This is a genomic window from Myxococcota bacterium, from assembly GCA_039030075.1.
Lineage (GTDB): Bacteria > Myxococcota_A > UBA9160 > UBA9160 > SMWR01 > JAHEJV01.
The window spans coordinates 91,588-109,635 of the sequence record JBCCEW010000010.1; the positions used below are offsets into that span (position 1 = coordinate 91,588).

18 protein-coding genes and 1 tRNA gene are annotated in these 18,048 nt (G+C 69.4%); 8 read left to right on the forward strand and 11 right to left on the reverse strand.

Features of this window, described 5'->3' with window-relative positions:
- Positions 1-7 precede the first annotated feature (7 nt).
- Positions 8-1,582, forward strand: a complete 1,575-nt coding sequence (locus AAF430_12675) for a long-chain fatty acid--CoA ligase (GenBank protein MEM7411083.1) — start codon at positions 8-10, stop codon at positions 1,580-1,582.
- A 30-nt stretch (positions 1,583-1,612) separates the two neighbouring features.
- Positions 1,613-1,828: a hypothetical protein gene (locus tag AAF430_12680; protein ID MEM7411084.1), complete on the forward strand. Its 216-nt coding sequence runs from the start codon at positions 1,613-1,615 to the stop codon at positions 1,826-1,828.
- A gap of 15 nt (positions 1,829-1,843) precedes the next feature.
- Here the strand turns inward: AAF430_12680 and AAF430_12685 are convergent, their stop codons facing one another.
- The 6 genes from AAF430_12685 to AAF430_12710 form a co-directional block, all read right to left on the reverse strand.
- On the reverse strand, positions 1,844-2,521 hold the full coding sequence (locus AAF430_12685) for an outer membrane beta-barrel protein (protein ID MEM7411085.1): 678 nt from the start codon (positions 2,519-2,521) through the stop codon (positions 1,844-1,846).
- A 75-nt stretch (positions 2,522-2,596) separates the two neighbouring features.
- The gene (locus tag AAF430_12690; GenBank protein MEM7411086.1) at positions 2,597-3,295 is read right to left on the reverse strand and encodes a DUF374 domain-containing protein; all 699 of its coding nucleotides are present in this window, start codon (positions 3,293-3,295) and stop codon (positions 2,597-2,599) included.
- A 56-nt stretch (positions 3,296-3,351) separates the two neighbouring features.
- Positions 3,352-4,923, reverse strand: a complete 1,572-nt coding sequence (locus AAF430_12695) for a hypothetical protein (protein ID MEM7411087.1) — start codon at positions 4,921-4,923, stop codon at positions 3,352-3,354.
- Positions 4,923-5,534, reverse strand: a complete 612-nt coding sequence (locus AAF430_12700) for a hypothetical protein (protein ID MEM7411088.1) — start codon at positions 5,532-5,534, stop codon at positions 4,923-4,925. Before AAF430_12700 ends, AAF430_12695 begins: the two co-directional genes overlap by 1 nt.
- A 117-nt stretch (positions 5,535-5,651) precedes the next feature.
- On the reverse strand, positions 5,652-7,283 hold the full coding sequence (locus AAF430_12705) for a PEP-CTERM sorting domain-containing protein (GenBank protein MEM7411089.1): 1,632 nt from the start codon (positions 7,281-7,283) through the stop codon (positions 5,652-5,654).
- The gene (locus AAF430_12710) at positions 7,280-7,903 is read right to left on the reverse strand and encodes a hypothetical protein (protein MEM7411090.1); all 624 of its coding nucleotides are present in this window, start codon (positions 7,901-7,903) and stop codon (positions 7,280-7,282) included. Before AAF430_12710 ends, AAF430_12705 begins: the two co-directional genes overlap by 4 nt.
- Before the next feature lie 163 nt (positions 7,904-8,066).
- Here AAF430_12710 and AAF430_12715 point away from each other — a divergent pair, with 163 nt between their 5' ends.
- Positions 8,067-8,786 (forward strand): Coq4 family protein, encoded by a 720-nt coding sequence (locus AAF430_12715; GenBank protein ID MEM7411091.1) that lies wholly within the window; start codon positions 8,067-8,069, stop codon positions 8,784-8,786.
- Between the two features lie 21 nt (positions 8,787-8,807).
- Here AAF430_12715 and AAF430_12720 read toward each other — a convergent pair whose 3' ends face one another.
- Positions 8,808-9,056, reverse strand: a complete 249-nt coding sequence (locus AAF430_12720; protein ID MEM7411092.1) for a hypothetical protein — start codon at positions 9,054-9,056, stop codon at positions 8,808-8,810.
- Positions 9,057-9,064: 8 nt separating this feature from the next.
- Positions 9,065-9,730 carry a sigma-70 family RNA polymerase sigma factor gene (locus AAF430_12725; GenBank protein MEM7411093.1) on the reverse strand — a complete coding sequence of 222 codons (666 nt, stop codon included), beginning with the start codon at positions 9,728-9,730 and terminating at the stop codon, positions 9,065-9,067.
- A gap of 152 nt (positions 9,731-9,882) precedes the next feature.
- On the opposite strand from AAF430_12725, the gene AAF430_12730 reads away from it, so the two are divergent.
- Positions 9,883-10,338, forward strand: coding sequence for a YHS domain-containing (seleno)protein (locus AAF430_12730; GenBank protein MEM7411094.1), 456 nt, complete (start codon positions 9,883-9,885; stop codon positions 10,336-10,338).
- A gap of 85 nt (positions 10,339-10,423) precedes the next feature.
- Here the strand turns inward: AAF430_12730 and AAF430_12735 are convergent, their stop codons facing one another.
- Positions 10,424-11,251, reverse strand: coding sequence for a class I SAM-dependent methyltransferase (locus tag AAF430_12735; protein MEM7411095.1), 828 nt, complete (start codon positions 11,249-11,251; stop codon positions 10,424-10,426).
- A 308-nt stretch (positions 11,252-11,559) separates the two neighbouring features.
- On the opposite strand from AAF430_12735, the gene AAF430_12740 reads away from it, so the two are divergent.
- The gene (locus AAF430_12740; GenBank protein MEM7411096.1) at positions 11,560-12,336 is read left to right on the forward strand and encodes a hypothetical protein; all 777 of its coding nucleotides are present in this window, start codon (positions 11,560-11,562) and stop codon (positions 12,334-12,336) included.
- On the opposite strand, the gene AAF430_12745 is transcribed toward AAF430_12740, so the two are convergent.
- Both AAF430_12745 and AAF430_12750 read right to left on the reverse strand, forming a co-directional pair.
- Positions 12,331-12,407: transfer RNA gene (locus AAF430_12745), tRNA-Met, on the reverse strand. The two genes, AAF430_12740 and AAF430_12745, sit on opposite strands and share 6 nt — an antisense overlap.
- 85 nt (positions 12,408-12,492) lie before the next feature.
- Complete coding sequence (locus AAF430_12750) at positions 12,493-13,092, reverse strand: TetR/AcrR family transcriptional regulator (GenBank protein MEM7411097.1); 600 nt, start codon at positions 13,090-13,092, stop codon at positions 12,493-12,495.
- 100 nt (positions 13,093-13,192) lie between these two features.
- On the opposite strand from AAF430_12750, the gene AAF430_12755 reads away from it, so the two are divergent.
- From AAF430_12755 to odhB, 3 genes are all read left to right on the forward strand, one after another.
- Positions 13,193-13,561, forward strand: coding sequence for a hypothetical protein (locus AAF430_12755; protein ID MEM7411098.1), 369 nt, complete (start codon positions 13,193-13,195; stop codon positions 13,559-13,561).
- A 268-nt stretch (positions 13,562-13,829) separates the two neighbouring features.
- Entirely contained in the window at positions 13,830-16,673 is a 2,844-nt protein-coding gene (locus tag AAF430_12760) for a 2-oxoglutarate dehydrogenase E1 component (protein MEM7411099.1), read from the forward strand.
- Positions 16,674-16,684: 11 nt separating this feature from the next.
- Positions 16,685-17,959, forward strand: coding sequence for a 2-oxoglutarate dehydrogenase complex dihydrolipoyllysine-residue succinyltransferase (gene odhB / locus AAF430_12765; protein MEM7411100.1), 1,275 nt, complete (start codon positions 16,685-16,687; stop codon positions 17,957-17,959).
- Positions 17,960-18,048 lie beyond the last annotated feature (89 nt).

The following is an 18,048-nucleotide window of genomic DNA, read 5'->3' on the forward strand; positions in this document are numbered from 1 at the left end:
CCCGCGCGTGTCGATCCCCGAGGCCGCTTCCCCGCTCCACAACGTCGGCGGCTGGCTGGGCCGGCGCGCCGCGACGGCGCCGGACCACCCGGCCGTGGTGGATGCCGAGCAGCGGCTGGATTATCGCACGCTCCACGAGCGCACGGGGCGCTGCGCCGCCGTCCTCCGCGAGCACGGGGTGGTACCGGGAGATCGGATCGCCCTGCTGCTCGGGAACTGCAGCGCCTACCTCGAGACGGTCTTCGCCGCGGCCCAGCTGGGTGCGATGGCCGTCCCGATCAACGCGCGGCTGACGGCGCCCGAGGTCGCGCGCACCCTGCAAGACTGCACGCCGACGCTGATCGTCCACGATGCCGAGCGGGCCCCCGTCGCGACGGCCGCCAGCGCGGAGCTCCGCCCTTCCCCGCAGCGACTCGAATGCCCGCGCGCCTACGAGGCCGCACTCTCCGCGACGAAGCCTCACTTCGACGTGGAGCCCGTCTCGCCCGAAGCGCCGATGATCCTGATGTACACCTCGGGCAGCACTGGGGTGCCCAAGGGCGCGCTCCTCCCGCACCGGAAGACGCTCTTCAACTGCCTCAATGCCCAGCTCTTCTTCGGCCTGCGCCGCGACGACCGGGTGCTGGTGGTCCTGCCGCTCTTCCATTCCTTCGGGCTGGCGATCCTCTCCCTCCCCACGCTCTACGCCGGAGGCACGGTGCATCTGGCCCCGCGCTTCGATGCGGACGCGGTCTGGCCCGCGGTCGAGCGCGAGGGGATCACGTTCCTGGGCGGCGTCCCCACCCAACTCGGCGCACTGCTGCGTTCGCTGGAAGCGAACCCGGGTTCCGACCTCTCCACGTTGCGGTTCCTCTTCGGCGCCGGAGCGGCCGTGCCGGTCGAGCAGATCCGCGCCTTCGAGAGCCAGGGCCTCGTCCTGAAGCAGGGATTCGGCCAGACCGAGACCTCCATCCTCTGCTGCCTCGATGCGCAGGATGCGGTGCGCAAGGCCGGCAGCGTCGGTCGACCGGTCTTCCACGCGGACGTTCGGGTCTTCGATCCCGAAACCCTCGGCGGCACATCCGATGCCTGGCGCGAGAGCGACACCGGTGAGACCGGCGAGATCGTGGTGCGCGGGCCGATCACCATGCTCGGCTACTGGAACCGCCCCGAGGCCACAGCCGAAACCCTGCGCGGGGAGTGGCTCCGCACCGGCGACCTGGCCCATCGGGATGCCGAGGGGTTCCTGACCCTCGTGGGTCGCGCGCGCGACATGTACATCTCGGGCGGCGAGAACGTCTACCCCGCCGAAGTCGAAGCGGTCTTCGAAGAACACCCCGACATCGTCGAGATGGCGGTCGTCGGCGTCGCCGACCCTCGCTGGGGGGAGAGCGGACGGGCCTTCGTCGTCCTACGCGACGGCTGTCCCCTGGACGCAGAGGCCCTGCGCGCCTGGGGCGCGGAGCGGCTCGCCGGCTTCAAGTTGCCCCGCGAGTTTCGTGCCCACGATGCGCTGCCGCGGACGGAGACCGGAAAGATCCAGAAGCACCGGCTCGACCGGGACCCCCGCGACCCGACCGAGTCCGACCCCGTCCGCGGATGACCTACCCTCCCGGGCTCGACGGGAGGACTCATGCAACGACGCGTCAGCTACCACGACGTGGCCTGGAACCGCCGCACCCAGCAGGGAGCGCTGCGCCTGACCTTCGACGATCGCACCCACGCCGACCTGCGCGGCCTCTCTCAAGAGGAGCTGTCGCTGCTCTGCAACATGCTGCGCGCCGAGAAGCCGCTCTACTACGACGAGACTTCCGAGACGCTCACGACCGACGCCAGCTACAGCGCCTGAGCCGAACCGCCGCGCCTAGAAGCGGTAGCGCACGCCGACGATCTCCCAGCTGAAGTAGGAATGATCGCCGAAGAGTCCGTTCGGCACGAAGTTCAGCAGCATCTGGGAATTGACCGACACGTCCTCGTTGATCGCGTACTCGAGGCCGACGCCCGTGTTCCAGAGGAACTGGAGATCGTCGTCGTCGCGACGCGGGCGCGGACGACCGTCGAAATCCTGGTAGTTGAAGCCGAGGCCGACGTGGCCGTAGGCGCTCAGCTTGTCGACGGTGTCGTTCACGTCGAAGTCGCCGCCGAACAGGTGGTAGCGGCCGTAGAGCACCGGGCTCAGCAGGCTCTGGTCGTCGTCGACGCCAACGTGGATCTGGGCGCCCACGGAGACCGCGCGCAGCACGTGGTAGTCGACCTCGAGTCCCATCAAGAACGTGTCCGGGTCAGCGGTGAAGCCGATCCCGAACCGGGTCGACAGCGGGCGCCGCTCGCGGTCCGAACCGGTGTCCGCGCTCCGGTCGTAGCTGCGGGTGCGCTCGGGCTCGGGGGTGTCCCACGGGTCGAGATCCTGGGCGCTCGACGCACCCGCACCCGCCACGACAGCCGCGATCGCAACCGCAGCGCTACTCCGGAGTCCACTCCCCACGAAACCCACCCGACCCGTCGTGTTCCGACGGGCCCGGATCCAATCAAGCAAACGCATCCTCATCCCCTAGCCCAACCGTCCGTGCCGCGGACGATAGCCGTGGCGACGGCCGGCACACAACCAGGGCGCGCTCTACTCGCGCTCGAGACTCTGCTTTGCGCGCTCCGAGGCGTAGACAGCCTCGTCGGGGTCGTGGACGCGCTCCATTTCGTTGAGCACATGTTGCACGTGGTTGCGCATGGTGCCTATGGCGTCGTCGTCGCTGGGGGCACGTGGCTCTCCGAAGATGACGGTGACCTCCGAGAACGGCAGCGGAATCTGGAGCCGATCCCAGGCCCCCGTCACCACGAAGCGTCGGGAGGGAACGAGCACGACCGGCAGCAGAACCGCGCCCTCCACCTCCTGGGCGAGCACCACGGCGCCGCGGCGCACGTAGCTCCGCGGGCCTCTCGGCCCGTCGACCGCCAACAACACGGCGATGCGCTGCTCGAGCTGATCGCGCAGCGCATCCATCGCCTCCATGCCGCCCTTGTCCTGGCCGCGCTTCTGGGACGAGCCGCGGACCGGATGCACCCCCCGCGCTTCCAGGATCGGCGCCAGGATGTCGCCGTCCGCCGAGCGCGACACCATCGCGGCCAGGCGCTGAGGGGCTTCGTCGTTCGCGACCAGGGCGGACAGCTGATGCGCGTGCAAGAGTGCGTAGACATACGGAGTGCCCGCCTCGCGCAGCGCGGAGCGCGGGTCGTCGACGTAGCGGATCCGACAGGTGCGACGCCAGACGCGCATCAACACGCCCAGCCCCCAACCGAGCCAATGGCGCGGTCCTGCCATGCTTCGCGGCCTCCCCCAACGACGCCGGCGCAGCCACCGCGCCTGGCCGGAAAAAGCTAGCGGATGCGCGCGCGGTCCCGCCGCGAGCGCGCGAGCACGAGCACCAACGCGACGCCCCAGCCGAATCCACCGGGCTCGGGCAGCGGAAGCACGGTGCTGCCTCCCGCGGTGAAGGCGTCGATGCGGGTCTGCGCGCGTCGGGCTCCCGTAGCCGCGTCGATGTGATCGATCTCGCTGCGCCCGAGCACGCTGCCCTGGCGGACCAACTCGTCGGTCCAGCCGTTGTAGGCGAGCGACGCAGGGTTGCGAAACACGGTGTCGACGAGGGTCACGGTGCAGAGGACACCGGTGCAGTCGTCCGGGTCGACGCGGGCAAGGCCGGCCTCGGAAGCGAGATAAAGCAATCCCCGCTTCGAATCGAAGGCAAGGCCCGTCACCCCATCGGGGACGATGTAGGTGTTCAGCTCCCCGAGCGCGGTCGTCGCCAACGTGACCGGATGGATCCGCAGCAGCTCGGTGATGCAGGCCGCGGCGGCCCCACAGTTGTGGGGGTTGCCGAAGATCTCGGCGTCCACCTGGGCCGCGTAGAGCCAGTCTTCGTTCGGGTCGTAGGCCAGGGCCTCGAGGCCGTCGAAGCCCAGCGGGGCCACGGTCACGCGCTGCCCCGTGACCGGGTGGAGCGTCACCAGGCCATCGTTCCCCGCCTTCCGCTCCAGACCGAAGACGACGTGGCGATTGGGGTCGTAGGCCAACCCCGAGAGCTCGACACCGCCTCCGAACCCACCCGTGGCGCTCCAGCTTCCGTGTCGAACGTCCTGGGCGAGCCGCTCGTCGGTGACGAGGCCGTTCGCGGCACCGGGTCCCGCCGCGAGCCAGAGCTGCAGGTGCGGCCCCACCGCCGGCCCTTCGCAGGTGCCACCGCTGCACACCTCGAACCCGCCTTGCTCCACGCAGGCCGTCCCGTTGCTGGCCGGCGCGTCGCCGAAGACGTCGGGCAAGCAAGCGCAGCTGCCGCCGGTGCCGCTCGCTTGGCTCGTGTACGCGCCGCATTCGAGGGAGGTGAGACACCCGCCGCCACTCGCGTCGCTCATCAACTCGCAGGCGTTTGCGGAAACGTGCCCGAGGCCCGCGTTGTGCCCGCGCTCATGGGCGATCACTTCGTCGAGAAAGAAGTTGTCGTCGGCTTCGCGTCCGACGATCAGGACGTCGCCGGGCTGCTCGGCGCAGCCGCGGATGCCCGTGCTCGCCACGCCGCCGCAGAAGTGCACCGTGTCGACCAGATAGGCGCCGGGCGCCGACGCGAAGAGCGCTGCCACCTCGGCGCCACTCGTGATGTGATCGAAGCCGTCGCCGCAGACGCCGAAGGCGGAGACCGTCGCGGCCTCGAGCGTCACACAACAGCCGCCATCGACCGGGCCGTGCTCACCCTGCAAGAGCCCGCGGCCCTCGGCCAGGCGCGCGTCGATCAGGGCCTCGTAGTGCGGCAGCCCGTCCGCGTTCACCAGACACTGGTGGACGTAGAAGTCGATCGGGTCGGTCGCTTCGGTGGGTGCGGCGAACGCCGCCACACTTCCCGCGAACAGCGCCAGGAGCACCCACGCGCCGACGCGCATGCGACGCGCACCCATCAGGGAAGCGGCGACCGCGCTGCTCGATCCCGCAACGCCGAAGCCGCGTGGTCCGGAGCCACGCCATCGCGGACCAGGCCCTCGAGCACGCCGTCCGCAGCGGCCGACCGCGACTGCCCCAGCCCGGCGATCGCCATCTCGGCGATCAAACGCTCGAGAGCCGGCCGGGCGAGGTGGCGATAGTGAGCTTCGACAGCGGGTTGCCGCGCCATCTTCGACAAATCTCTCAAGGCCCGCGGATCCTCCGCGGCGAGGTGGCCGAGGGCGATCGGTACCGCCAGGCACGCTCGGAACGCCGCGGGTTCGAGCTCGCCGGGACCGAGCTGGGCGGCGTAGGCCGAGATCGCCTCGTAGGCCCCCGGGTGCCCGGCCATTCCAAGGACCTCGAGCGCCGCCGCGTGGGTCTCGAGCTCGTCCGGATCGTCCAGCAGGGCCGTCAGCTGGGCGGTGTCGTCGGGGCGGAGCGCCGCAACCGCCTCGGCGGGGAAGCCCTCGTAGAACGGAGTTCGGACGAGCCACTCGGCCGATCCCTTGCCGCCGGGCTCGGCGCCAGCGGAGGCGCCCAGGAGCAACGCCAGGGCCATCGCCCAGCGGACGCACCCCTCCCGCAAGCCCCTGATTTTCCGCGACTCCGGCATCAGGAGTGGGTGGTCCTGAACCCGTCGAAGCTCTCCGAAAATCGGCGCCGGTGGTTCGCTGGCGATCGATTTCCCGGGGCCCGGACTCCCCTAGGGGGTGCCGCGTCGCCGCCGCGCGAGCGCCAGCAGCAACCCCGCCCCGGCCAGCACCCCGCTCGCGGTACTCGGTTCGGGGAGCGCTGCCAGCGCACCCGGGAAGAACGGGTCGACGTTGTAGACCTCGGGGCTCGCAAAGGTGGTGGTGTCGATCGACTGGACGAAGGTCCGCGTACCGCCGAAGCCCGTCCCGACCATGTACAGCCGGCCCGACACCGGCGAGTAGGCCAACCCGGCCTGGGCCCGGAACAGCCCCGCCCCGGACACCTGCGCGATGTTGCACGGCGAAGGCGGACAGTTCGCGATGTCGACTTCCCAGAGCCCGTCCGGCCCGAAGTTCGAGGACATGAAGAGCTTGTCCTGGATGCTGTCGTAGGCGAGCCCCCGGAACTCGGTGGCCGGGCCGACGAGCAAGGACCCGAGGAAGGTCGCCGTCGACGGCGACGCAGGGTCGATCGACCGGAACTCCGAGGACCCCCCGACTTCCAGCACGATCAGCCGATCGTCAGTGGTGGCCGAGGTCGCGCCCGGGTCGTAGGCCATCGAGGTGATCTCGTCGGCGCCGTTCGCGATCGCGCCAACCGTCGCGAGGATCGCGCCGGTGGTCTTGTCGAGCGTCACGATCGCGTCGTCGGCGGCCGTCGGAACCACGCCGTAGAGCACGTCGGAGTCGAAGGCATAGGCCATGCCCTTGATCTCTTCGCTGGTCGCCGCGAAGGGTCCGAGCTCGGTCCAGTCGGCTGGGAGCGCCGAGATCCGGACGGCATCGTCGGTGGTCCCCGACGACGAAGCCGAGCCCGTCGCGGCCGACGTGATCAGCTGCACCGCTGCGTCCCCGGTGGACACACCACAGACACCGCCGCTGCAGACGCCGCTTGCGACGTCGGTGCAGGCCGTGCCATCCGGCTCGTTTGCGCCGGCGAGGGTGTGACAACCACAGGTGAGCCCACTCGAGGTCGTGGTGCGGCCGGCCTGCATGTTGGTGCACTCGCTGGCCGTGAAGCAGCCACCCAGGCCCGGGTTCGTGACCGTCGCCTGCATGATCTGGCAGGCGTTCGCCGCGACATGGTTGAGACACGCGTTGTGGCCCCGCTCGTGGGCGAGCACGGTGCCCAGGGTGCCGCTCTCGAAGGAATCGACGGTGACGATCAGCCAGCGATTCGGATCGTCGTTGCCGTTGCCGTCACAGAAAGGCGTCTCCGCGCAGCCGACCGCCGGACTCCCGCCACAGTTGGTGATGCTGTCGACGAGATACGCGTTCGAGCTCGGGACGGCCAGGGCATCGATCGCGGCGGTCTCCGCGGCGGAGTCGATGATGTCGAGCCCGTCGCCGGGAGTCCCGAAGGTGGCCACGGACACCGTCCGGTTCATGCGCGTGCAGCAGATGTTGTCGAAGGGCCCCTGCCCGCCTTCGAGCAGCTTGTTGCCCGTCGTGGTGGCCTGATCGATCGCGGCTTCCCAGAACGCGAGATCGCGCCCGGCGCCGGCGTCGATGAGATCGACGTGAACGAACCAGCGCAGGGTATGGAGATCGACGTCTTGCGCCGTGGCCGTTTCCGGTGCCATCGCGCCGAACGCGGCGCACGCCGTCGCGAGGGTCGCTGCGAGTCGCGGGAACCGGCTCATCGGGCGCTCTCCTGGCGGACGCGCAGATCGGCGCGCGCATCATCGAGATGGGAACGGAGCCCCGGGTCGGACGCGGCTTCGGACGCGCGCTGGAGCATCGCAGCGGCCGCGGGAAGCCCGGTGGAAGACAGGGCCGTCACCGCACCGCGCTTGCACTGCATCTGGATCCGTTCCGCCGTGTGGTGGCGGAAGCTCCAGCCCACCTCTTCGCCGTCGAGCATCGCGCCCAGGCGCTGCAGGGCGCGGGGATCGGACTCGGCGAGGGCTCCCAACGCGAAGGGCATGGCCTGCCAGGCGCGGAAGATGTCGCGGTCGACCTCGCCGCTGGGCGGGTTCCCGGCGTAGGCCAACACCGCTTCGGCCGAGCCCGGCTGGCCCGAGTAGCCCAGGGCCAGGAGGACGTTGGCGTGGATCGCCTTCTCGGCGGGATCGGCCAGAAGGGTGGCCAGGTGTGCAGCGCCATCGGCATCGATCTGCGCGGCTTCTTCCTCGGGAAGCCCCTCGTACCAGGTGCTCCGCACCATGTTCTCGGCTTCATCCGGGCCCAGGGCCGTGGCAGGCGCCGTCGCGCCCAGGAGCCCCGTGACCAGGAGCACCGCGAACGCCCACCGCCGCGGCATGGATCGTGACCTGCGCATGTTCCCTCCAACGCGTCCAGACATCCGCCCGGTCCGGACGCGCGCCAAGGTACCGCGGATCCCCACGCGATTCGGTGCCGAATCGCACCCCCGGCGGGCCCCGATCCCCTCGCTTTGGCTAGCGTCCAGCTTCCCAGGAGGTGACATGCCCGCGGCCCCGATTCATTGGTCGATTCCGTCCGGTTCTCGTTTCTGGCGAACCGGGCAGGCGATCACGCGGGTCCTCCGCGACTCGACGCGCACCGACGAGATCGTCGTGGCCGAAGAAATCCTGGCCCAGAGGCAGCTCCGCTATTGGGTCGAATCGGGGGTGTTCGAGTACGGAGAAGGTCGCGCGCTCTTCGAAGACCGCCCCGAGATCTGCCAGACCTCGGTCGACGACCTGCGCGCCCTCGCGGAGGGCACGTTGGGACGCGAATTTGCCCGCTTCCTCGACTTCCACGGGCTCGGCCTCGAGGCCCTCGACCTTCCCGCCCCCTACACGCCCGGCGAAGCCGAGGCCTATCTGATGAAGCGTCTGCGCGGCTGCCACGACATCTGGCACACGCTGATCGGCGCCGGGACGCACGGACACGAAGAGGTCCTCGTCCATTGCTTCAGCGTGGCCCAGACCGGCCTGCCCTATTCCGTGGCAATCATCGGGCTCGGCGCGATCAAGCCCATGGTCCTGGAGGGTCGCTGGTCGACACTCCTGCGCGACACCCGTCGGGCGTACCGCTGCGGTCGCGACGCACGCTCCATCCTGACCGCATACTGGGAGCGACGCTGGGACCAGCCGCTGGACGAGGTCCGGCGCGAGTTCGGGATCGTGCCGCTCCAGGAACTCGCCTTGCCTTCCGACACGGCTCCGCGCGCCGCCGCCTGAAGCTTCCGCCCCAACTCCGTCCTACGGAAGCGGAGCGGCGACGTCCCGCAGCAGGTCTCTCAGCAGGGCGTACTCCTCGGCGCACTCGGGGCACTGGGAGAGGTGGGTCTCGATGCGCACCAGCGCTTCGGGGATCGCTGCGCCCAGGAGCTTCGTCTCGGCGAACTCGGCGAGGCCACGCAGGCAGCCGTCGCAATCGAGTTCGTCCTCTCGGGTATCTACCACCCAGGAGAGGAGCGTACGGATCTTCGGAGCATCCAGTCGTCCCATGCCGTTCCTCACGAGAAGGCCGCGCGAATCGCGCTGGCGTCGAAGCCGGCGGCTTCCAGGCCATGCTTCAGCTTCTTGCGCGCGTCGAAGGTCAGTTTGTAGACGGCGTTCCGCGTGACGCCCAGCTGTTCCCCGATCTCGGCCTGGGGCATGCCCCCGAGTTCGGCCAGGATCGCCACCCGCTGTCGTTCGCTCAGCGCGGACTCCACGAGTTCTTCCAGTGCCCGCACGAGACGGGTCTGGTGGAGCCGCGCCTCGGCCTCGGGGGGCTCGACCGCAGCGTCCGCAGAGGCGCCTTCCGACAACAACGTATCGAGCGAGACGTCCTTCCAGCGCTTGCGACGCAGTTCGGTCAGCGCGAGACGGACCGCGATCGTGGCGGCCCAGGTCGTGAAGCGACTGCGGCCCTCGAAGGCGTCGAGCTGGTCGAGCACGCGCAGCAGCGCGTCCTGCACGACGTCCTCGATCAGTTCGGTCGGCGCCGCGCCTTCGCGGCCGAGCCGCGAGGTCAGCGCGCGCCGCAGGTAGTCACCGAGCGCCTCGAGTGCCCGCGCCTGGACTGCGCCCTCCGTGCGTAGCGCGAGCAACCAGTCCGCGTTGTCCCGTACGGGTGCGTCCGATCCCGCGTGACCCGGAGTCGGGGTTTCCTTCGAGAGTGCAGAGAGAGAGTGCACGCGCCTTTCGAAGCCGGCCGGCGCTTTGGGTTACGCCGAGGCGCGACACCGCCCGGCGAACTTTTCGACGAAAGATCCGCGAGCCCCACCGCATCGAAGAGCCGAACCCGAGGAGCGCCCTCCTCGCACTCAGAAACTCAGGAGACGCCACCATGAAGCGTGTCATTCGTCTGCTGCCCCTCGTGGGCCTCGTTCTCTCTCTCGCCGCTCCGATCCTCGCGGCCGACTTCCGTCACAGCACTCCCGCCGTGTCGGGCTACGACGTCGTGTCGTTCCAGACCGGCGAGAAGCCGCTCCGCGGCAACGGCAACCACGTCGCGGTCCATGACGGTGCGACCTACCTGTTCGTGAACGACGCGAACAAGCGCACGTTCGAAAAGGACCCGGAGCGCTACGCGCCGGCATACGGCGGCTACTGCGCCTACGGCGTGGCGGTGGGCAAGAAGTTCGTGGGCGACCCGGACGTCTGGAAGGTGGTCGACGACCGCCTGTACCTGAACCTCGACACGAAGATCCAGGAGACCTGGTCGAAGGACATCTCCGGGAACATCCGCAAGGCCGACGGCCAGTGGACGAAGATCGAGGGTTCCGACCCGGCCTCGCTCTGAGCCCGAGCCGCGAATCGAAAGCGAGGGGTGGTGCCGCGCGCGCCACCCCTCGTGCCGTTTCCAAGGCACCTCGGAAAGAAGCGTCTCAGAAGCGGATCGCGTCGAGCTCCCAGTCGGGGCCGCGGTGGGTGCGGTCGCCGTCGCGGGCCACCACGCCGAAGCAGTTCATCTCGGCGGGCCAGGTCGTCTTGGTCAGCATCGCCTGGACGCCGCGCTGCTCGAGCTCGCCCGCCAGCTGGTTCGCGCAGAACGGGAGCAGCTCGCGAATGAACTGGGGCCGCGCGAGATAGGCCTTGTTGTGGCCGCACAAAAAGAGCTGGAAGCGGTCGGGGTTCTCTCGGACGTAGCGCAGCACCGCCTCGGTGATCTGCGGATAGAGCCAGCTGAAGAAGTCGTCGACGCTGACGATGCCCCAGTCTCCGAGCAGGCTGTGGGCCACCGCGAGGTCCGACATCACGGCACGCGCCGTGTGCTCGCCGTCGATGTGGACCCAGCGGAACTCGCGATATCCGGTCGAGAGCAGCGGCGAGACCGGGAGCTTCATCGAGTCCATGCGGACCAGCTGGATGCTCTCGTCGACGGTTCGCCCGGCCCGGGTCAGCGCGTTGCGGACCTCGGCCTCGGCGAGGAACTTGTCGACGAAGACACAGGATTCGAAGCCCCGCTCCGCGTGCATGGCCATCAGCGCAGCCGACTTTCCGTGGTGCACGCCGATCTCGAGCAGGTGCCCGCGCACGTTCGCGCGCCGCTGGAACGAGAGCAGCGCGTCCCAGATGGCCGCCGACTCCACGCCGAACCAGCCATCGATGTCGGGGTAGATCCCCATGTAGCACTCGAAGGCCGACTCGGTCTCCGAGCCGGTCCGGCGGGTGGGCGCTGCACCGAGCTGGGTCGTTTCCACGGAAAGAGCCATCGGGTCTCCTCGGGCGTCATGCGACGCCAACGAGCCGTGGGTCGGTCGGGATCGCGCAGGCCTTGAGCAGCTGCGCGGCCAAGCCGAGCGGATCACTCGGGAATCGGCGTCGCCTCGCAATAACAAGAGCCCCGTCGGTCGATCTACCGAGGCGCACGGCAACGAAACACCCGACGCCGAGACGCGTGACGGGGTCCATCGCAAAAGCAAAGAACACGCGCGCGTCGAGGCCTGCCTCAACCCCGCGCCGGGAACGCGACCCATTTCCTCGCCCGAGCGGGATATCTTGCCCGCGAGGCTGTCACCCGATGCGTTTCTATCTGCCGCCGTACGCTGCTCTCGCCCTGCTCCTGGCCGTTGCTGTCCACGCAGCCACCGCGAACGCCACCACCGCGGCGTACCTCCCCCTCGAGTTCGAGGTCACCCAGCAGGAGCTGAACTTCCCCGGGTTCACGACCTGCGGCACGAACACGACCGTGGGCGGCCCCGAACTCTCCGCGCCGATTGAATGCACCGGCCTCGGTGGCACCCTCAACACCAGCAATCCCGACGGAACGCTGCTCCTTCACTTCGATGGCGTGATCGGTGGGCTCGGGCAGCGCTTCGACAATCTCCACCGGCTGACGGTCACCGTGCCTGAAACGGGCGGGCCGACGTCGAATCTCGCCGTGGCGATCGAAGTCGAGGCTCTTTCCCCACCCATGATCGTGCTGACCGCGACCGTCGTTCGGGGACCCGAGTCCTCATCCCAGATCGGAGGCGACGGCTTCGAGCTCCTGGGGAATGCCACCGCGTCAGCCCGTGCCTGCGACGATCCAGCCTGCGTGTTCGACAACCGACGGGCCGTGGTCGCGTTACCTCCGCTCCCGGCGGGCGACACGTTCGAGACTTCGATCCTGACGCAGATCTTCCTCAGCAACGCGAGCGTCCCGCCCGAAGTGCTCCCGATCTCAGCGACCCTGCGTGTGAGTCTCCACTACCTGCCCGAACCGCCGGGCGACGCCGGCGCCGTTCTCGCCGCGACACTCCTGGCGGCAGCGTCCCGTACGCGGCACCGGCGGGCCTCCGCGCGCCGTGCGTGGTAGCGGTGGGCAGACTTGAACTGCCGACCTACGGCTTATGAAGCCGCCGCTCTAACCAGCTGAGCTACACCGCCCCAGGCACGTCGGGCCACCCGAAGGCGGCCCGCGCAACGCTTGCGCGTCGCCGAGGAAAGATAGCGCAGGCAAGGGTTTGGGCGATCACCCCTCCGCCCGCCCACCCAGGAGCTGGAAGCAGGCTGCGAGCACTCGTTTCCGCCCGAAACGACCGTGGGCCTCGGCGATCAGGTGGTCGCCTACGAGCAGCGAATAGATGAGGAACGCGCGCGCCTCGGCCGCCAGGGGCGAATGGCCGAGGTCGCGGAGCAGCCGGCGCAGGTAGGCCAGTCTCGCGGTATCGACCGACTCGACGACCTCCGCCACCCGCGGCTCGGCCTCGCCCCAGCTCCGCAACGCCAGCTCGGTCCGCCCGTCGAACCCGCGGCTCGCGATCTCCACCAGGCGTTCGAGTCGACTGCCCGCCTCTTCACCCCCCGCCTGCGCCTGCTCGATCACCGCGTGGGTCGCGGTGGCGGCCCATTCCTCGAGCATCGCATCGTGAAGATCGCGGCGGTCCTTGAAATGCCAATAGAAACTGCCCTTCGTAACACCGAGGTCCTTCGCCAGCGGCTCGACCCGCACGCCCTCGATGCCATGGCGCCCCAGGCGCGACAGGCCAGCGAGCACCCAGTCACGACGCGCCTTTTGCGAGTCGCGGCGCCCTTGCTGAGGGCTGGGGGCATCCTTGCCGGTGCGGGCCATGCCGCCAGGGTAACCATACGGAAGCGTATTGACGAGACCAGCCGTCCCCGATAGCTTCCGTACGCTTTCGTATGGACGCGCCCGCTGCCTGGAGCCTGTCATGAACCCCCTGTACGGAGTCCTGGGCCTCGCGGCCCTCACCGCACTCGGACACTCCTACCTCTCCGAGACCCTCTTCCTGCGCCCGCTACGCGCTGCACCCTGCGCAACCGACCACGCGGGCCCGCCCGTTCCCCAGAAGCTCCTTTCTGCGATGTTTCATCTGCCTTCGCTCTTCTGGGTCGGCATCGCCAGCGCGATGCTCTTCCTCGACCCGAGCGCTGCCGGATATCGGGTCACACTCTGGATCTTCGCCGGGTTGTTCGCGGTATCCGCGCTCGGAAACTTCTGGGCCGTGGGTCGTGTCCACCCGGGCGGTCTGATGCTCGCGAGCGCAAGCGCACTCACGGTGACCGCCAGCTACGCCTGAGGCCCGACCGCAACGGCGGCGTTCCAGCGTCGGGAATCGCGCCCCGACGTTTCAGTTTGCACCTCAAGCGCCCTTCTCGACAGGACGTTAGGGCGGCGCTCGTTGGACCTGGAATGGCGCTCCGCGCACTCCGACAGCGGGCGACGTACGGCGAAACACCGCCGTGTGTCTGCGCACGAAGCGGTAGCGGAAGAGGTGGACGTGATGCGCGATGAACGGACGGCCCTGGCCGCTCGGTGGACCCTGCATGGATGTGGAGACGCCGCCGATGCGCGCGTTTGATCCGAGCCTGCGACCGACCGAGATCGACGCGGCCTACGCCCAGTTCCAGCGTGACCCGGGTGGCTGCACGCCCGCGTGGCGCGACTTCTTCGAGGCCCTCGCGCCCGAAGCCCGCGCCTGGCTCGACGATCGCCAGCACCGCCCCGTCTCGCCCCAGCAGGCTGCAACGGCGCCCAACGCCAGCGGGGAGGCCGGCGTCGTGGACGCGCTCGCCGCCCAGCAGCTGGTGCGCGCGTTCCGAGAGCGCGGCCACCTCGCGGCCGACCTCGACCCGCTGAAGCTTTCGCCTCGGCAGGCCCTGCCCGAGCTCGCGCCGGAAACCCACGGCTTCGACGCCGCGCGGCTCGATCACCCGGTCTTCTTGAATGGCGCCCTCGGCCTCGAGAGCGCGTCGATCCGGGAGCTCACGACGCGTCTCCACGAGATCTACTGCGGCACGCTGGGCCTCGAGTTCATGCACCTGACCGAGCCCGAGCCGGTGGAATGGCTGCGCGAGCGCTTCGAGCTCGCGCGGCGCCAGCGCTGGAAGCCCGAAGCGAAGCGCGCCCTGCTCGAGATCCTGACCGCGGCCGAAGGGTTCGAGCACTTTCTCGACACGAAGTGGAAGGGCTCGAAACGCTTCGGCCTCGACGGCGGCGAGTCCACCATCCCCGCGCTCGAGCAGATTCTCTGGAAAGGCTCCGAGCTCGGCGTCGAAGAAGCCGTTTTGGGCATGGCCCACCGAGGCCGGCTCAACGTGCTCGCCAACGTCATGGGGAAGCCCCTCGAGGCGATCTTCGCGGAGTTCCGGGGTGCGGCCTCCCACCCGGACGACGTCGCCGGGTCGGGCGACGTGAAGTACCACCTGGGCACCTCGAGCGACCGCCAGCTCGACGGCCGCCCGCTCCACCTCTCGCTGGTCCCCAACCCGTCTCATCTCGAAGCGGTCGACCCGGTGGTCTGCGGCAAGGTGCGGGCCCGCCAGGAGCAGCTCGGCGACACGGACCGCACGCGCGTGCTGGGCATCCTGCTCCACGGCGACGCCGCCTTCGCCGGGCAGGGCCTCGTCTCGGAAGTGCTGCAGTGCTCGGAGCTCGACGGCTATCGCACCGGCGGCACGATCCACCTGATCATCAACAACCAGATCGGCTTCACCACCAACCCGGTGGCCGCGCGCTCGGGCCCATACTGCTCGGACGTCGCCAAGCAGGTGCAGGCGCCGATCTTCCACGTCAACGGCGACGATCCGGAAGCCGTGGTCGAAGCGGCCGAGCTCGCCCTCGCCTACCGCCAGACCTTCCAGCGTGACGTCGTCATCGACCTGTTCTGCTATCGCCGTCACGGCCACAACGAAGGCGACGAACCGGCCTTCACCCAGCCGCAGATGGTCAAGGCCATCCGGGCCCATGCCACCACGCGCGAGCGCTACGCCCAGCGACTCGACGAAGAAGGCGTCGTGGCGATGGCCGAAGCCGAGACCCTTCGTCAGCAGCACCGCGAGCTCTGCGTCGCCGCCTTCGAAGACTCGGAGAGCTACCAGCCGAAGCAGGCCGATTGGTTGGGTGCCCAGTGGTCCGGGCTCGAACCCGTGCAGGGCTTCGACGCGCGCCGGGGCAAGACCGGCGTGCCCCTCGAACGGCTCTCGCAGATCGGTCAGGGCCTGGTCACGGTGCCCACAGATCTCCACGTCCACCGCAAGATCGAGCGCCACCTGAAGGCGCGCCGCGCGATGTTCGAGACGGGCGAAGGGATCGACTGGGCGACGGCCGAGGCGCTGGCGTTCGGCACGCTCCTCACCGAAGGGCACGGCGTGCGCCTGTCGGGCGAGGACGTGAACCGCGGCACCTTCTCCCACCGGCACGCCTCGTGGATCGACCAGGAAGACGAACGACGCTACGTCCCGCTGGCGCACGTCCAGGAACAGCAGGGGCGCTGCCAGATCGTCAACAGCCCCCTGTCCGAGTTCGGCGTGCTCGGATTCGAGTACGGATATGCGATGGCCGAGCCGTCGGCGCTGGTCGTCTGGGAAGCTCAGTTCGGCGACTTCGCGAACGGCGCACAGGTCGTGATCGACCAGTTCCTCGCCGCGGGCGAATCGAAGTGGCTGCGGATGTCGGGCCTCGTGCTGCTCTTGCCCCACGGCTACGAGGGCCAGGGGCCGGAGCACTCGTCGGCCCGCCTCGAGCGCTTCCTGCAGCTCTGCGGCGAAGACAACCTCCAGGTCGTCAGCTGCACGACCCCGGCGAACTACTTCCACGTGCTCCGCCGTCAGCTGCACCGGGCATTCCGCAAGCCCCTGGTGGTGATGACGCCGAAGTCCTTGCTGCGGCACAAGCAGGTGGTGTCCCGTTTGGCCGACCTCGGCACGGACACCGAGTTCCACCGGGTGCTCCACTGCGATCGGTTGCCCTGCCCGCCCTCGGAGGCGCGTCAGGTCGTGCTCTGCACGGGCAAGGTCTACTACGACCTCGTGCAGGCGCGGCAGGAGGCGGGCATCGACGACGTCCACTTCCTCCGTGTGGAGCAGCTCTACCCCTTCCCCACCGACGCGCTGGCGAGCGAGCTGGCGCCCTACCGCCACTGCCACCTGGTCTGGTGTCAGGAAGAGCCCCGCAACATGGGCGCCTGGAGCACGGTCGGCGAAGTGATCGAGGAGATCGCGCGCGACATCGGCTTCGAGCGTCCCCAGGTTCGCTACGCCGGGCGCGAGAGCGCCGCCTCGCCCGCGACCGGTGTCCACGAACGCCACCTGGCCCAGCAGCGCGGGCTGATCGACGACGCGCTCACGGTGGGTCGCCCCGTCCTCGGACGCCTCGGCGCGCGCCGCGGTCGCACCCAGTCGTCGGCCTAGCAGGAGATCCCATGATCGAAGTCACCGTTCCGGACCTCGGAGAATCGGTCACCGAAGCCACCGTGGCCCAGTGGTTGCGCGCCGTCGGTGAACCCGTCACGGCCGACGAGCCGCTCCTCGAGCTCGAGACCGACAAGGCGACCCTCGAGGTCGTGGCACCGAAGGATGGCGTCCTGACCGAGATCCTGGTGCCCGAGGGCGAAGACGTAGAGGTCGGCGCCCTGCTGGCCCGCATCGACCCGACCGCGACGGCGTCGGCCGCGCCCCAGGAAACACCTCCCGCCCCCGCTCCCGCTCCCGTGCCCAGCGCCGCCGCGACCCCGGAGGCCTCCACCGCTCCCGCCGCGGGCGATCCCCAGATCTCGCTCCCCGACCTGCTCTCGTTCATGGGCAGCGGCGCGAACGAAGCGCTGGAGCGCTCGGGCCCGGCGGTGCGCAAGGCAGTGGCCGAGGCCGGGATCGACCCGGGCACGATCGTCGCGACCGGGCCCGACGGCCGCATTCGCCTCGAGGACGTCGCGGAAGCCCAGGTGCTGGCCTCCAGTCCGGCCGCGTCCGCGAGCGCGCCGGCCGCTGCGGCGGAAGTCCCGCGCGAAGAGCGCGTCAAGATGAGCCGCATGCGCCGCACGATCGCGACGCGGCTCAAGGAAGCCCAGAACACCGCCGCGATCCTCACCACCTTCAACGAGGTCGACATGACCCGGGTGATGGCGCTGCGCAAGCGCTATCGCGACGCCTTCGAGGAGAAGCACGGCGTGAAGCTCGGTTTCACGGGCTTCTTCGCCAAGGCCGTGGTCGCCGCGCTCCAGGAGATCCCGGCAGTCAACGCCGAAATCGAGGGCGAAGAGATCATCTACAAGCACCACTACGACCTGGGCATGGCGGTGAGCACGCCGACGGGCCTGGTGGTCCCGGTGATCCGCGATTGCGACCAGAAGAGCCTCGCCGAGATCGAAGACAGTCTGGGAGAGCTCGCGGGTGCTGCCCGCGACGGCAAGCTCAGCGCCGACCAGATGACCGGGGGCACCTTCAGCATCACCAACGGCGGTGTCTTCGGATCGCTGCTTTCGACCCCAATCCTCAACCGCCCTCAGAGCGCGATCCTCGGGCTGCACAAGATCCAGCCGCGCCCGGTGGCCGTCGACGGTGAGGTCGTGGTGCGCCCGATGATGTACCTCGCCCTCTCCTACGACCACCGCATCATCGATGGACGCGAGGCCGTGACCTTCCTGGTGAAGGTGAAGGAAGCCATCGAAGACCCGGAGCGGCTGCTCCTGGCGGTCTAGGCCTTGGCATCGAACCCGACCGACCGGCTGGACCGATCGGCACCGAACCCGCATCGCCTCCCGGCGCTGCTGCAGACGAGCGAGAGATC